The organism is Streptomyces sp. NPDC093586, from assembly GCF_044764905.1.
In the GTDB taxonomy this organism is placed as follows: domain Bacteria; phylum Actinomycetota; class Actinomycetes; order Streptomycetales; family Streptomycetaceae; genus Streptomyces.
Map to the genome: position 1 here is coordinate 1 of NZ_JBIWJA010000041.1, position 13,273 is coordinate 13,273.

Sequence of the window (13,273 nt, forward strand, 5' to 3'; positions counted from 1 at the left end):
TGCGTTTCCGACTCTATCAGATCCTTTTCCGATCCGATTTCCTCGGTGCTTTCCAGGTTCCCGCTTCCGCGTTTCCCTTTCCGGCGGTTCCGACTTTATCAGAAGTTCTGAGCCGGATTTCCCGCCCTCCGGGGCGACTCCGAACCACGAAGTGGTCGGGTGCCCGTCCGAGCGGAGTTGTAAACGTACTGGAGCGGGGCGCCCCGATGCAAATCGGGCGCCCCGCTCCAGGTTCGCTCGGCCGGAGAGCCGACGGGCCGTCAGACCTCCACGACCACAGGGAGGATCATCGGCCGGCGTCGGTACTTGTCCGAGACCCACTTGCCGAGGGTCCTGCGGATCAGCTGCTGGAGCTGGTGGGGTTCGACGACCCCGTCCTGGGCCGAGCGTTCCAGGACCTCCGTGATCCTGGGCAGGACGTCACCGAAGGCCGAGTCCTCGATGCCCGAGCCGCGCGCCTGGACGTGGGGGCCACCGGTGATCTTGCCGGTGGAGGCGTCGATGACGACGAAGACCGAGATGATGCCCTCGTCGCCGAGGATCTTGCGGTCCTTGAGGGCCGGTTCGCCGACGTCGCCGACGGAGAGACCGTCGACGTACACGTATCCCGCCTGGACCTTGCCGGAGATCTTCGCCTTGCCCTCGACGAGGTCGACGACGACGCCGTCCTCTGCGATGACGATGCGGTCGTGCGGGACGCCGGTAAGGGCGCCCAGTTCGGCGTTGGCCCGCAGGTGGCGCCATTCGCCGTGGACCGGCATCAGGTTCTTCGGGCGACAGATGTTGTAGAAGTACAGCAGCTCGCCGGCCGAGGCGTGGCCCGAGACGTGGACCTTGGCGTTGCCCTTGTGGACGACGTTGGCGCCCCAGCGGGTCAGGCCGTTGATCACGCGGTAGACCGCGTTCTCGTTGCCCGGGATGAGGGAGGACGCCAGGATCACCGTGTCGCCCTCGACGATGCGGATCTGGTGGTCCCGGTTGGCCATGCGGGACAGGGCCGCCATCGGTTCGCCCTGGGAGCCCGTGCAGACCAGGACGACCTCGCTGTCCGGCAGGTCGTCGAGGGTCTTGACGTCCACGACCAGGCCCGGCGGGACCTTCAGGTAGCCGAGGTCGCGGGCGATGCCCATGTTGCGGACCATGGAGCGGCCGACGAACGCGACCCGGCGGCCGTACTCGTACGCGGCGTCCAGGATCTGCTGGATGCGGTGCACGTGGCTGGCGAAGCTCGCCACGATGATGCGCTTGCGGGCGCCGGCGAAGACCTGGCGCAGGACGTTGGAGATGTCACGCTCGGGCGGGACGAAGCCCGGGACCTCGGCGTTCGTCGAGTCGGCGAGGAGAAGGTCGATGCCCTCCTCGCTCAGGCGCGCGAAGGCGTGCAGGTCCGTTAGGCGGTTGTCCAGCGGGAGCTGGTCCATCTTGAAGTCGCCGGTGTGGACGACCATGCCCGCCGGGGTGCGGATGGCGACGGCCAGCGCGTCCGGGATGGAGTGGTTGACCGCCACGAACTCGCAGTCGAAGGGGCCGACGCGTTCACGGTTCCCCTCCGTCACCTCGAGGGTGTAGGGGCGGATGCGGTGCTCCTGGAGCTTGGCCTCGATCAGGGCGAGGGTCAGCTTGGAGCCGATCAGCGGGATGTCCGGCTTCTCGCGGAGGAGGTAGGGGACGCCGCCGATGTGGTCCTCGTGGCCGTGGGTCAGGACGATGCCCTCGATGTCGTCGAGGCGGTCCCGGATGGACGTGAAGTCCGGCAGGATCAGGTCGATTCCGGGCTGCTCCTCCTCGGGGAAGAGCACTCCGCAGTCGACGATCAGCAGGCGGCCGCCGTACTCGAAGACCGTCATGTTGCGGCCGATCTCGCCGAGGCCTCCCAGCGGGGTGACCCGGAGGCCGCCTGCGGGGAGCGCCGGGGGCCGGCCCAGTTCAGGATGCGGATGACTCAAAAGACTCTCCTCAACCACACACGCCACGTACCGGTGGGCACGTGGCGCGCGTGACGTTCGTGCAGAAGCAGTTGTCGTTGTGGGATGCAGGCACCGGTGGCCTGCCTATTCAGTTGTGAAGTCGTTGTGGCACCTGGCGGTGCGGTGGTGCGAAGTCCGTTGTCAGAGCTGTACCCCGCCGGCAGCAAGATCGATCTTGAGCTGCTCGGTCTCCTCCGCCGTGAGCTCGACCATGGGCGCGCGCAGGGGGCCCGCGGGCAGGCCCTGGAGCGCGAGCGCGGCCTTGGTGGTCATGACGCCCTGGGTGCGGAACATGCCGGTGTAGACGGGGAGCAGCTTCTGGTGGATCTCCAGTGCCTTCTGCACGTCACCCGCGACGAAGGCGTCCACCATGGTGCGCAGCTCGGGGGTGACGACGTGGCCGACGACCGAGACGAAGCCGACCGCGCCGACCGAGAGCAGCGGGAGGTTCAGCATGTCGTCGCCGGAGTACCAGGCGAGGCCGGAGCGCGCGATGGCCCAGCTCGCGCGGCCGAGGTCGCCCTTGGCGTCCTTGTTGGCGATGATCTGCGGGTGCTCGGCGAGGCGGACGAGCGTCTCGGTGTTGATCGGGACGCCGCTGCGGCCGGGGATGTCGTAGAGCATGACCGGCAGCTCGGTGGCATCGGCGATGGCCGTGAAGTGGCGGTACAGGCCCTCCTGCGGGGGCTTGTTGTAGTACGGCGTGACGAGCAGCAGGCCGTGGGCGCCGACGCGCTCGGCGGTGCGGGCCAGCTCGATGCTGTGCTGGGTGTTGTTCGTGCCGACCCCGGCGACGACGTGGGCACGGTCGCCGACGGCCTCCAGGACGGCTCGTACGAGGTCCGCTTTCTCCGCGTCGCTGGTGGTGGGGGACTCGCCGGTGGTGCCATTGATGATCAGGCCGTCGTTGCCTGCGTCCACCAGGTGGGCGGCGAGCCGCTGCGCGCCGTCGAGGTCGAGTGCGCCGTCCGCCGCGAAGGGCGTGACCATGGCGGTGAGGACCCGCCCGAAGGGGGTCTGCGGAGTGGAGGTCGGAGCCATGGGTTACACGCTACTCGTTGCTCAGGGCGGGGTCTGCCCTCGGGGCAGGCGGCAGATCGGCACGGAGGTGGAGCCCGGCACTGCCTGCTCGGGGGTTCAAGCAGTGCCGGGTCCCTTTGATCAGGCTAGATGAACTTCTCCAAACGCCGCAATCGGGACACTTCGGGCGGCTGATGCGCACATCTGTGCCCGATCGGGGCGCCCAGGGCGCTCGGAGCGCGTTACGGCGCCACGCGTCCGTTCGCGTTGAAGGCGGCGTAGGTGAGCGGCATGAGCCGTGCCCACTCCTCCTCCATCCGCTCGCCCACCATCTCGATCTCCCGCTGCGGGAAGGAGGGCACCTTCGCCAGCTCGTGCTGGGTGCGCAGGCCGAGGAAGTGCATCAGCGAGCGCGCGTTGCAGGTGGCGTACATCGAGGAGTACAGGCCGACGGGGAGGACCGAGCGGGCCACCTCGCGGGCGATGCCGGCGGCGAGCATCTCCTGGTACGTCCGGTAGGCCTGGCGGTAGGAGTCCTCCATCGACCGGCTCACCAGCTCGTGCTGTTCGGTGGTGCCCTCGACGAAGACGTACTTGCCCGGACGGCCCTGCTGGACCAGCTTGCGCTCGGCGCCCGGCACGTAGAAGACCGGCTGGAGCTCCCGGTAGCGGCCGGACTCCTCGTTGTAGGACCAGCCGACGCGGTGCCGCATGAACTCGCGGAAGACGAAGATCGGCGCGCTGACGAAGAAGGTCATCGAGTTGTGCTCGAACGGGCTGCCGTGCCGGTCCCGCATCAGGTAGTTGATCAGACCCTTCGAGCGTTCCGGGTCCTTCTTCAACTCGTCCAGGGACTGCTCCCCGACGGTCGAGACGCGGGCGGCGAACAGCACGTCGGAGTCGGTCGCGCTGCTCTTGACCAGCTCGACGGTGATGTCGCTGCGCAGGTCGATCTTGAAATCGTCGGCGGGGGTGTCGGTCACGGGTGGAGGGCCTTCCCTTGTGTCGCTTGGCGAGGCCACTCTACGGCCCGCCAAACGGGGCGTTCGGTGCCGTGCCACGATGAAGTCGGTGAAACTGGGCACCTGCGAGGGCGTTCGTTCGTCTGTATGAGTAACAGCGATTCGCTTGATCCCTGAAGGGAGACGCACCTCCGATGATCCGCCGGCGTGAACCCGTGCCGTTCGCCTTCGTCGCCGAAGCCGACAGGTTCCGCAGCAATGTCACTCCTCCGCCCCGCGAGCGGGCGTCCTTCGGCCAGTTGGCCGGGCGCTGGCTGTTGGGACTCACCGTGGTCGCCGGGCTCGTGGGATCCCTGGTGATCGGGATGCCCGCCCTGTCGGCCGACCAGCCCTCGCAACAGCAGCAGCAGTCGCAGGCGTCCGACGGGCGCTGAGACGGTGTCCGACCGGTCCTGACTCCATCCGGGGACCCGAAGGTGGTGACCGGGCACACAGATCGGTAGCCTCACCGGGCACAGCACACCCCATGGAACGAGTGAGGACCAGCCGTGCCCCTGCCCTTCCTGACGGCCGACCGCGCCTTCGACGCGGCCGAGGACGTCCCGTTGCCGCACGACGACCGCGACCGGTGGCGTCGGCCCTACCGGCCGGGGCCGTGGCGGGTGGGAACGGCGGCGCTGACGCTGCTGCTCGCCTCGTTCGTACTGTTCGCGGCGGTCGTCATCGCGGTGACGGACGCGCCGTCCTCGGCGGCCGTGGTCTTCGGCTTCGCCCTCTTCATGATCGCCTGCGCCCTGCGACTGCTGCGCGTGGGCGTCTGGGTGAGCACGCACGGAGTGCGTCAGGTGGGGTTCCTCACCACCCGCACGGTGGCCTGGCAGCAGGTCGCCGGCATGCGGACGGTCCAGCAGCCGGTCCGGTGGCTGGGCCTGCCGCGCACGGTGCAGGGCCAGGCGTTGCTCCTCGTCCGGCAGGGCCGGTCCGGGGACTCCGAGCCGACGCTGATGACCAGCCACAACGCGGACTTCCTCGCCCGGCCGGAGGCCTTCGACCGGGCCGCCGACACCATGGAGGCGTGGGCGGACGAGTACCGGCGGGGCTGAGCCGGAGCGAAATGCCGGTGGCCCGGTCCGCGAGCCGCGGACCGGGCCACCGGCATTTCGCGCTGCTCAGGCCGTCTCTACCTGCCTGTGGTCGTGCAGGGCGATCGCCCGCTGCATCGCCTTGCGGGCGCGCGGGGTGTCGCGGGCGTCCTGGTAGGCGACGGCGAGCCGGAACCAGCTGCGCCAGTCGTCGGGAGCCGCCTCCGTCTCGGCCTTGCGGCGGGCGAAGACCTCGTCGGCCGAGTCACGGTCGATGCGTCCGCTGGGGGTGCGCTTCAGCTCGTCGACGGGCAGCCCGCCCTCGGCGTCGAGTTCGGCGGCGAGCTGGTTGGCGCGGCGGACGAACTGGGTGTTCTTCCACAGGAACCACAGGCCGATCACCGGCAGCACCAGCACCGCCACGCCGAGGGTGACGGTGAGGGGCGTGCCGGCCTCGATGAGCATCACACCGCGGCTGCCGACCAGGACGAAGTAGAAGACCAGGACGGCGGCCGTGATGACGTAGGAGATCTTCGCGCGCATGGCTCAGCCCAGGTCCAGGAAGTGTTCCAGGCCGAAGGTGAGGCCGGGAGCGGTCACCACGCGCCGGGCGCCGAGCAGGATGCCCGGCATGAAGCTGCTGTGGTGCAGCGAGTCGTGCCGGACGGTGAGGGTCTCGCCCTCGCCGCCGAGCAGGACCTCCTGGTGCGCGAGCAGGCCGCGCAGGCGGACCGCGTGCACCGGGACGCCGTCCACGTTCGCGCCGCGGGCACCGTCCAGGGCGGTGGCAGTGGCGTCGGGCGCCGGAGCGACGCCTGCCTTCTGCCGGGCCTCGGCGATGAGCTGGGCGGTGCGGGTGGCGGTGCCGCTGGGGGCGTCCACCTTGTTCGGGTGGTGCAGTTCCACGACCTCGACGGACTCGAAGTACGGGGCGGCGATCTGCGCGAACTTCATGGTGAGCACGGCCCCGATGGAGAAGTTGGGCGCGATGAGCACGCCCGTCTCCGGGGAGGCCTCGAGCCAGCCGTTCAGCCGCGCGAGGCGCTCGTCGGTCCAGCCCGTGGTGCCGACGACGGCGTGGATGCCGTGGCCTACGCAGAACTCGAGGTTGTCCATGACCGACGCCGGGGTGGTCAGCTCGACCGCGACCTGGGCGCCGCTGTCGGTCAGCACGTCCAGCGAGTCGCCGCGGCCCAGGGCGGCGACCAGTTCCATGTCCTCGGCGGCTTCGACCGCCCGCACCGCCTCGGAGCCGATACGGCCCTTGGCGCCGAGGACGGCCACGCGCAGCTTGCTCATGTCTGTTGCTTCCTTACCGGAGGGGTTAGGCGACGGCGTCGTGCAGCCGGGACGCCTGCTTGTCCTTCAGCGGGCCGATGACCGACAGCGAGGGCCGCCGTCCCAGGACGTCGCGGGCGACGGCGCGGACGTCGTCCGGCGTGACCGAGGCTATCCGGGCCAGCATGTCGTCGACGGACATCTGCTCGCCCCAGCACAGTTCGCTCTTGCCGATACGGTTCATCAGCGCGCCCGTGTCCTCCAGGCCGAGGACGGTGGAGCCCTGGAGCTGGCCGACGGCACGGCCGATCTCGTCGTCGGACAGCCCGTTCTCGGCGACGTGGTCGAGCTCGTCGCGGCAGATCTTGAGCACGTCGTGGACCTGGGAGGGCCTGCAGCCCGCGTACACGCCGAACAGGCCGCAGTCGGCGAAGCCCGAGGTGTACGAGTACACGCTGTAGGCCAGACCGCGCTTCTCGCGGACCTCCTGGAACAGGCGGGAGGACATGCCGCCGCCGAGGGCGGTGTTGAGGACGCCCATGGCCCAGCGGCGTTCGTCGGTGCGGGCCAGGCCCGGCATGCCGAGGATGACGTGCGCCTGCTCGGTCTTGCGGCCGATCAGCTCGACGCGGCCCGCGGTGCGCAGGGTGCGCCGGCCCTCGCGCGGGCCGATGGGCGCGGCCACGGGGTCCTTGAAGGCGCCGGCCTTCTCGAAGGCGGCGCGGACCTGGCGTACGACCTTGTTGTGGTCGACGTTGCCGGCGGCGGCGACCACCAGGTGGGTCGGGTCGTAGTGCTTCTTGTAGAAGCGGCGGATGCGGTCGGCGGTGAGCGCGTTGACCGTGTCGACCGTGCCGAGGACGGGGCGGCCGAGGGCGTTGTCGCCGAACATCGTGTGCGCGAACAGGTCGTGCACGCAGTCGCCGGGGTCGTCCTCGGTCATCGCGATCTCTTCGAGGATGGCGCCGCGCTCGACGTCGACGTCCTCCTCGCGGATCAGGGAGCCGGTCAGCATGTCGCAGACGACGTCGATGGCGAGCGGCAGGTCGGTGTCGAGCACGCGCGCGTAGTAGCACGTGTACTCCTTCGCCGTGAACGCGTTCATCTCGCCGCCGACCGCGTCGACGGCGGAGGAGATGTCCAGGGCGGACCTGCGGGACGTGCCCTTGAAGAGCAGGTGCTCCAGGTAGTGGGTGGCGCCGTTCAGGGCCGGGGTCTCGTCGCGGGAGCCGACGTGCGCCCAGATGCCGAAGGTCGCCGAGCGGACCGAGGGGAGGGTCTCGGTGACGATGCGCAGACCGCCGGGGAGGGTGGTCTTGCGGACCGTGCCGATGCCGTTCGCGCCCTTGATCAGGGTTTGGGTACGGGCGACGGCCCGCGCCTCCGAGGAGGAGCGGGCCGTCGCCTTGGAGCCACGGGACGTCACTGGTCGGCGTCGTCCTTCTTCGTCTCGTCGGAGCCCTCTTCGCCCTCGATCACGGGGATCAGGGAGAGCTTGCCGCGGGAGTCGATCTCGGCGATCTCGACCTGGACCTTCTGGCCCACGCCGAGGACGTCCTCGACGTTCTCCACGCGCTTGCCGCCGGCGAGCTTGCGGATCTGCGAGATGTGCAGCAGACCGTCCTTGCCGGGCAGCAGGGAGACGAACGCGCCGAAGGTCGTCGTCTTCACGACGGTGCCCAGGTAGCGCTCGCCGACCTCGGGCATCGTCGGGTTGGCGATGCCGTTGATCGTGGCGCGGGCGGCCTCGGCGGCCGGGCCGTCGGCGGCACCGATGTAGATCGTGCCGTCGTCCTCGATCGTGATCTCGGCGCCCGTGTCCTCCTGGATCTGGTTGATCATCTTGCCCTTGGGGCCGATGACCTCACCGATCTTGTCGACGGGGATCTTCACGGTGATGATCCGCGGCGCGTTCGGGGACATCTCGTCCGGCGTGTCGATCGCTTCCATCATCACGTCGAGGATGTGGAGGCGGGCGTCGCGGGCCTGCTTGAGAGCGGCGGCCAGGACGGAGGCGGGGATGCCGTCCAGCTTGGTGTCGAGCTGGAGGGCGGTCACGAACTCCTTGGTGCCGGCGACCTTGAAGTCCATGTCGCCGAAGGCGTCCTCCGCACCGAGGATGTCGGTGAGGGCGACGTAGTGCGTCTCGCCGTTGATCTCCTGGGAGATCAGGCCCATGGCGATACCGGCGACGGGGGCCTTCAGCGGCACACCGGCGTTCAGCAGCGACATGGTGGAGGCGCAGACCGAACCCATGGACGTCGAGCCGTTGGAGCCGAGGGCCTCGGACACCTGACGGATCGCGTACGGGAACTCCTCGCGCGTCGGCAGCACCGGCACGATGGCGCGCTCGGCGAGGGCGCCGTGGCCGATCTCGCGGCGCTTCGGGGAGCCGACGCGGCCGGTCTCGCCGACGGAGTACGGCGGGAAGTTGTAGTTGTGCATGTAGCGCTTGCGGGTCACCGGGGAGAGGGTGTCCAGCTGCTGCTCCATGCGGAGCATGTTCAGGGTGGTGACGCCCAGGATCTGGGTCTCGCCACGCTCGAACAGCGCCGAGCCGTGCACGCGCGGGATGGCCTCGACCTCGGCGGCCAGGGTGCGGATGTCGGTGACACCGCGGCCGTCGATGCGGGTCTTCTCCTTGATGACACGCTCACGGACCAGGGACTTGGTCAGCGCGCGGTACGCGGCGGAGATCTCCTTCTCGCGGCCCTCGAACTCCGGCAGGAGCTTCTCGGCGGCGAGCGCCTTGACGCGGTCCAGCTCGGCCTCGCGGTCCTGCTTGCCGGCGATGGTGAGCGCCTGGGCCAGCTCGGGCTTGACCGCGGCGGTCAGCGCCTCCAGGACGTCGTCCTGGTAGTCCAGGAAGATCGGGAACTCGCCGGTCGGCTTGGCGGCCTTCGCGGCGAGGTCGGCCTGGGCCCGGCACAGCACCTTGATGAAGGGCTTCGCGGCCTCGAGACCGGCGGCGACGACCTCCTCGGTGGGCGCCTCGGCGCCGCCCTCGATCAGCTTGATGGTCTTCTCGGTGGCCTCGGCCTCGACCATCATGATCGCGACGTCGCCGTCCTCCAGGACGCGGCCCGCGACGACCATGTCGAAGACGGCGTCCTCGAGCTCGGTGTGCGTCGGGAAGGCCACCCACTGGCCGCGGATCAGCGCGACGCGGACGCCGCCGATCGGGCCGGAGAAGGGCAGGCCGGCCAGCTGCGTCGACGCGGAGGCGGCGTTGATCGCCACGACGTCGTACAGGTGGTCGGGGTTGAGCGCCATGACCGTGGCGACGACCTGGATCTCGTTGCGCAGGCCCTTCTTGAAGGACGGGCGCAGCGGGCGGTCGATGAGGCGGCAGGTGAGGACGGCGTCCTCGGACGGCCGGCCCTCACGGCGGAAGAAGCTGCCGGGGATCTTGCCGGCGGCGTACATCCGCTCCTCGACGTCCACCGTGAGCGGGAAGAAGTCGAGCTGGTCCTTGGGGTTCTTGGAGGCGCTGGTGGCCGACAGCACCATGGTGTCGTCGTCCAGGTAGGCCACGGCGGAGCCGGCGGCCTGCTTGGCCAGGCGGCCCGTCTCGAAGCGGATGGTGCGGGTGCCGAATGCGCCGTTGTCGATCACGGCTTCGGCGTAGTGGGTCTCGTTCTCCACTAGTGTTTTCTCCTCGTCTTCGTCCCTCCTCGCCCGTGTGGCGGGGGGACGGTGGCGGAGAAGCGCTCCGTCCTGTGCGGGCCGGTCTTCGATCGAAGCACCCGGGTCTCTTTCCCCGGGGGCCACTACCGAGGACCGGCGGCGGCGAGGCGCGCTTCTCCTCGTTTCGTTCGGTGTGCGTGGTGTGCCCCGCCCTCTACGGACGGTACCCATCACGCTGTGTCGTACGTCCTGTGTTGTGCTACCACACTACAAAGCGGCGGTGACACCGCGCACGTACAGCAAAGGGAGCGGCCCCCGAACGATGGGAACCGCTCCCTCCACGGCGTCTTACTTGGCGCCCGCCGCACCGCGGCGGATGCCGAGGCGCTCGACCAGCGCACGGAAGCGCTGGATGTCCTTCTTGGCGAGGTACTGCAGCAGCCGGCGGCGCTGACCGACCAGGATCAGCAGGCCGCGGCGCGAGTGGTGGTCGTGCTTGTGCGTCTTGAGGTGCTCCGTCAGGTCGGAGATCCGACGGGACAGCAGCGCGACCTGGACCTCGGGGGAGCCGGTGTCGCCCTCCTTGGTACCGAACTCGGAGATGATCTGCTTCTTGACGGCGGCGTCGAGCGACACGCGTACTCCTCTTTGGTCTGTGACTGGCCTTCGAGTGCCCCCGGTCTGCGTCTCGGGGGATCTTCCGTGACTCGGAAGGCGGGGATCCGCTGGGCGCGGCCTCCAGGGCACTGGGCTCCGGGGGCGCGTACACAAACGGCCGTCACACAGCGTACCAGCCTGGGCGGACGCCTCTGTCCGCGGGCTCGGCGACCGCGTCGTCACTCGTGCCGGTACGGACATCGGCAAACCGCTGAGCTGGGAGAACCCCGGGAAGTAGGGTGGCCGCGCATCCCGTTGGCACCGCAGGAAGGACCGAGCCCCGATGGCCGAGGCCGAGAACGCCCAGAACGCCGAGAACGCCGAACTGAAGGCGCGCAAGGAGCGGGAGAGGGACGAGCTGTACTCCCTCGACATCTCCGGCGTCGAATGGCACAGCGCGCCCGGCACCGAGGAGCACGAGGAGCGCGTCGAGATCGCCTACCTTCCCGCCGGCGCCGTGGCCATGCGGTCGTCGCTCGACCCGGACACCGTGCTGCGGTACACGGAGGCGGAGTGGCGGGCCTTCGTGCTGGGGGCGCGGGACGGGGAGTTCGACCTGGAGCCGGCGCCTGGCGAGGGGGCGGGATGACGCGGGAGGCCCCTCGGGGTTTCTTCGCGGCGTCGCCGCCGATGCCCATGCCCAGGACGGGATAGATCCCCTGCTTGTCGGTGCCGCTGGGGCCGTTCGCGGCCTGGCGCCGAAGAAGATCCGCCCGTCCCGGGCGACGATGTCGCCGGTGTCCGGTCTCGCCGGAGGCCACGGCGACGGCGGCCGGCTCGGTGGAGTCCCGGTCCGTCCCGTCCCCGCCGCCCCGCACCGGCCGGCCACCCGCGCCGACGGCCGCCGCGAGGACGACGGCCGTCAGCGCGAGCAGCGCCCGGCGTCGAACACCTCCGTCCGGGCGGAGCCGGTGGGGCGGTCCGCGGTCGCACGGACGGGGGTGGCCCGAAGCTCGTACCCATGTCTTCCCGCCGGAGAGGCGGAGAGCCGTGGTGCCGGCCGGGCACGCAGACAAGCCACGACCGCCTGCCTCGTGCACGGCCGAGGGAGCAGGTCTCCCGGCCCCGTGAAGACGGCGGGCGTACGGTGGGGAACGCGCGCCCGCCGGGACATCGCGCGTCAGCCCGTCATCGACCGCACGGTCGCGTACACGTCGAAGACGGCCAGCGCCAGGGGAATCAAGGTCAGCAGGACGAAGGCCTCCGCGATCTCCGTGAAGCGGCCCCAGAAGGGCGTGACACCGCGCCGTGAGGTGATCAGGCCGATGGCCGTGACCAGGACGACGGCCACGCCGACGGCCGCCGCCAGCCAGACGCTGCGGATGTCGAGGGCCGCGCTGTCCCCCTGCAGCGCGTCGCGCCAGTACTCCGCCGGCGGGTTCATGGCGAGCCCGAGCCCGAGGAAGACGAGCGAGCCGAGTCCGGCGGCCAGCGTCGCGGCGACCTGCACGGTGTAACGGAACAGGTGGGCGCGCATCAGCATCGCGATCCCGGTGGCCAGAGCGAGGAGCTGGGCCCACACGTCGGTGGAGAAGCTGAGGACGATCGCCGCGCCGACGGAGACGAGCGCGCAGCCGCCGACCAGCCCGGCGAGGAGTTCGTGGCCGCGGCGGGCCTGGGCCGCGATGCGCTCCGGGTCGACGGGTTCCGGGGAGACCGTCTCGTCCGTCGTGTAGGTGCCGCGCGAGCCGTTGGGCAGTTCGAAGCCGATGGGCAGTCGGGCGAAGCGCATGGACAGACCGGGCAGGAAGGCCAGGGCGCACACCGACAGGGGGGCGCAGATCGCGGCCGTCTCCATGGGCTCGAGATGGGTCAGCATCGCGATGAACGTCGTGAGCAGGCCGATCGTGGCGGCGAAGACGAACGCCACGAAGGGGCTGTCGCCGCCCGGGGACACCAGCGTCAGCACCAGGGAGGCGATCAGCACCGCCGCGCAGGCGAGCAGGAACTGGAGCCGCCCGATGCCCTGGCCGCCGGCGAGCGGGACCAGGCCCGAGCCCGCCACGGCGATGTTCGGGAGAGCCCCCAGTCCCAGGGCGACCGCGGAGCCGCGGTCGTCGTACACACGGGCGCGGACACACGCGAACGTGGTCAGCAGGACACCGGTGACCGCGGCGATGATGCCCTGGAGGCCGTGCATGTCGTGACGGACCTGGGAACTCCACGCCACGAAGGCGAGCAGTACGGGGAGGACGCCCGCCCCGACCAGGCCGGCGGTGCGCGTGAGCTCGCCGTCCCAGAGGGCGCGGTCGCGGGTGACGGCCGAGGCGACCGCCTCCGAGACGTCGTCGATGACGGCAGGGGGCAGCGATTCCGCGAAGGGCCGCAGGGTGAGCAGTTCCCCGTCCAGGACGCGCTGGGCCGCGAAGGACCGCGCGCTGTCGAGGACGGTGCCGTCACGGCGTACGAGGTGGTAGCCGACCGGTGCGCCCTCGGCGGGGCTCTGCTGGGAGAACCGCAGGATCTCCGGGTAGAGGTCGGCGACCGGTACGTCGTCGGGCAGCGCCACGTCGATGCGGCTGTCGGGGGCCACGATGGTGACCCGGCAGAAGCCGAGTCCCGTACCTGACCCCGCCGGGACCGTGCTGCCCGGTCCGCCGGCCGGCGCGGAGGCCGTCATGCTCACCTGCTGTTCCCCCTCGTCGGTAATACGGGCTGGGCGCGGTAGCGTTGCGCCTCA

Annotated in this window: 12 protein-coding genes; 3 read left to right on the forward strand and 9 right to left on the reverse strand. The window is 70.2% G+C overall.

Annotated elements, in window-relative coordinates; genetic code table 11:
• Window positions 1-260: 260 nt before the first annotated feature.
• The 3 genes from ACIRFH_RS30390 to thyX form a co-directional block, all read right to left on the reverse strand.
• Entirely contained in the window at window positions 261-1,946 is a 1,686-nt protein-coding gene (locus ACIRFH_RS30390) for a ribonuclease J (protein WP_403527713.1), read from the reverse strand.
• 162 nt (window positions 1,947-2,108) lie between these two features.
• Window positions 2,109-3,008 carry a 4-hydroxy-tetrahydrodipicolinate synthase gene (gene dapA, locus ACIRFH_RS30395; protein ID WP_403527717.1) on the reverse strand — a complete coding sequence of 300 codons (900 nt, stop codon included), beginning with the start codon at window positions 3,006-3,008 and terminating at the stop codon, window positions 2,109-2,111.
• 221 nt (window positions 3,009-3,229) lie between these two features.
• Window positions 3,230-3,970: an FAD-dependent thymidylate synthase gene (gene thyX / locus ACIRFH_RS30400; protein WP_403527720.1), complete on the reverse strand. Its 741-nt coding sequence runs from the start codon at window positions 3,968-3,970 to the stop codon at window positions 3,230-3,232.
• A 173-nt stretch (window positions 3,971-4,143) separates the two neighbouring features.
• On the opposite strand from thyX, the gene ACIRFH_RS30405 reads away from it, so the two are divergent.
• Together ACIRFH_RS30405 and ACIRFH_RS30410 are read left to right on the forward strand one after the other, a co-directional pair.
• Window positions 4,144-4,383: a hypothetical protein gene (locus ACIRFH_RS30405; protein WP_403527722.1), complete on the forward strand. Its 240-nt coding sequence runs from the start codon at window positions 4,144-4,146 to the stop codon at window positions 4,381-4,383.
• Window positions 4,384-4,497: 114 nt separating this feature from the next.
• Window positions 4,498-5,052, forward strand: coding sequence for a hypothetical protein (locus ACIRFH_RS30410; RefSeq protein WP_403527725.1), 555 nt, complete (start codon window positions 4,498-4,500; stop codon window positions 5,050-5,052).
• A gap of 66 nt (window positions 5,053-5,118) precedes the next feature.
• On the opposite strand, the gene ACIRFH_RS30415 is transcribed toward ACIRFH_RS30410, so the two are convergent.
• The 5 genes from ACIRFH_RS30415 to rpsO form a co-directional block, all read right to left on the reverse strand.
• Complete coding sequence (locus ACIRFH_RS30415; protein ID WP_403527728.1) at window positions 5,119-5,574, reverse strand: hypothetical protein; 456 nt, start codon at window positions 5,572-5,574, stop codon at window positions 5,119-5,121.
• A 3-nt stretch (window positions 5,575-5,577) separates the two neighbouring features.
• Window positions 5,578-6,330 (reverse strand): 4-hydroxy-tetrahydrodipicolinate reductase, encoded by a 753-nt coding sequence (gene dapB, locus ACIRFH_RS30420; protein WP_403527731.1) that lies wholly within the window; start codon window positions 6,328-6,330, stop codon window positions 5,578-5,580.
• 25 nt (window positions 6,331-6,355) lie between these two features.
• A complete protein-coding gene (locus ACIRFH_RS30425) occupies window positions 6,356-7,735 on the reverse strand; it encodes a M16 family metallopeptidase (RefSeq protein ID WP_403527734.1) in 1,380 nt (459 codons plus the stop codon).
• Window positions 7,732-9,954: a polyribonucleotide nucleotidyltransferase gene (locus ACIRFH_RS30430; protein WP_403527737.1), complete on the reverse strand. Its 2,223-nt coding sequence runs from the start codon at window positions 9,952-9,954 to the stop codon at window positions 7,732-7,734. The genes ACIRFH_RS30425 and ACIRFH_RS30430 overlap by 4 nt, the downstream gene beginning before the upstream one ends.
• A gap of 330 nt (window positions 9,955-10,284) precedes the next feature.
• The gene (rpsO, locus tag ACIRFH_RS30435; RefSeq protein WP_006130415.1) at window positions 10,285-10,572 is read right to left on the reverse strand and encodes a 30S ribosomal protein S15; all 288 of its coding nucleotides are present in this window, start codon (window positions 10,570-10,572) and stop codon (window positions 10,285-10,287) included.
• Between the two features lie 304 nt (window positions 10,573-10,876).
• On the opposite strand from rpsO, the gene ACIRFH_RS30440 reads away from it, so the two are divergent.
• On the forward strand, window positions 10,877-11,182 hold the full coding sequence (locus ACIRFH_RS30440; RefSeq protein WP_403527740.1) for a DUF397 domain-containing protein: 306 nt from the start codon (window positions 10,877-10,879) through the stop codon (window positions 11,180-11,182).
• Window positions 11,183-11,713: 531 nt separating this feature from the next.
• Here ACIRFH_RS30440 and eccD read toward each other — a convergent pair.
• Entirely contained in the window at window positions 11,714-13,213 is a 1,500-nt protein-coding gene (eccD, locus tag ACIRFH_RS30445) for a type VII secretion integral membrane protein EccD (RefSeq protein ID WP_403527837.1), read from the reverse strand.
• Between the last annotated feature and the right edge of the window lie 60 nt (window positions 13,214-13,273).

Coding starts and splice junctions, on each gene's coding strand:
- ACIRFH_RS30440 (WP_403527740.1), top strand. CDS start 10,877: ATGGCCGAGGCCGAGAACGCCCAGAACGCCGAGAACGCCGAACTGAAG.
- dapA (WP_403527717.1), bottom strand. CDS start 3,008: ATGGCTCCGACCTCCACTCCGCAGACCCCCTTCGGGCGGGTCCTCACC.
- ACIRFH_RS30405 (WP_403527722.1), top strand. CDS start 4,144: ATGATCCGCCGGCGTGAACCCGTGCCGTTCGCCTTCGTCGCCGAAGCC.
- ACIRFH_RS30415 (WP_403527728.1), bottom strand. CDS start 5,574: ATGCGCGCGAAGATCTCCTACGTCATCACGGCCGCCGTCCTGGTCTTC.
- dapB (WP_403527731.1), bottom strand. CDS start 6,330: ATGAGCAAGCTGCGCGTGGCCGTCCTCGGCGCCAAGGGCCGTATCGGC.
- eccD (WP_403527837.1), bottom strand. CDS start 13,213: ATGACGGCCTCCGCGCCGGCCGGCGGACCGGGCAGCACGGTCCCGGCG.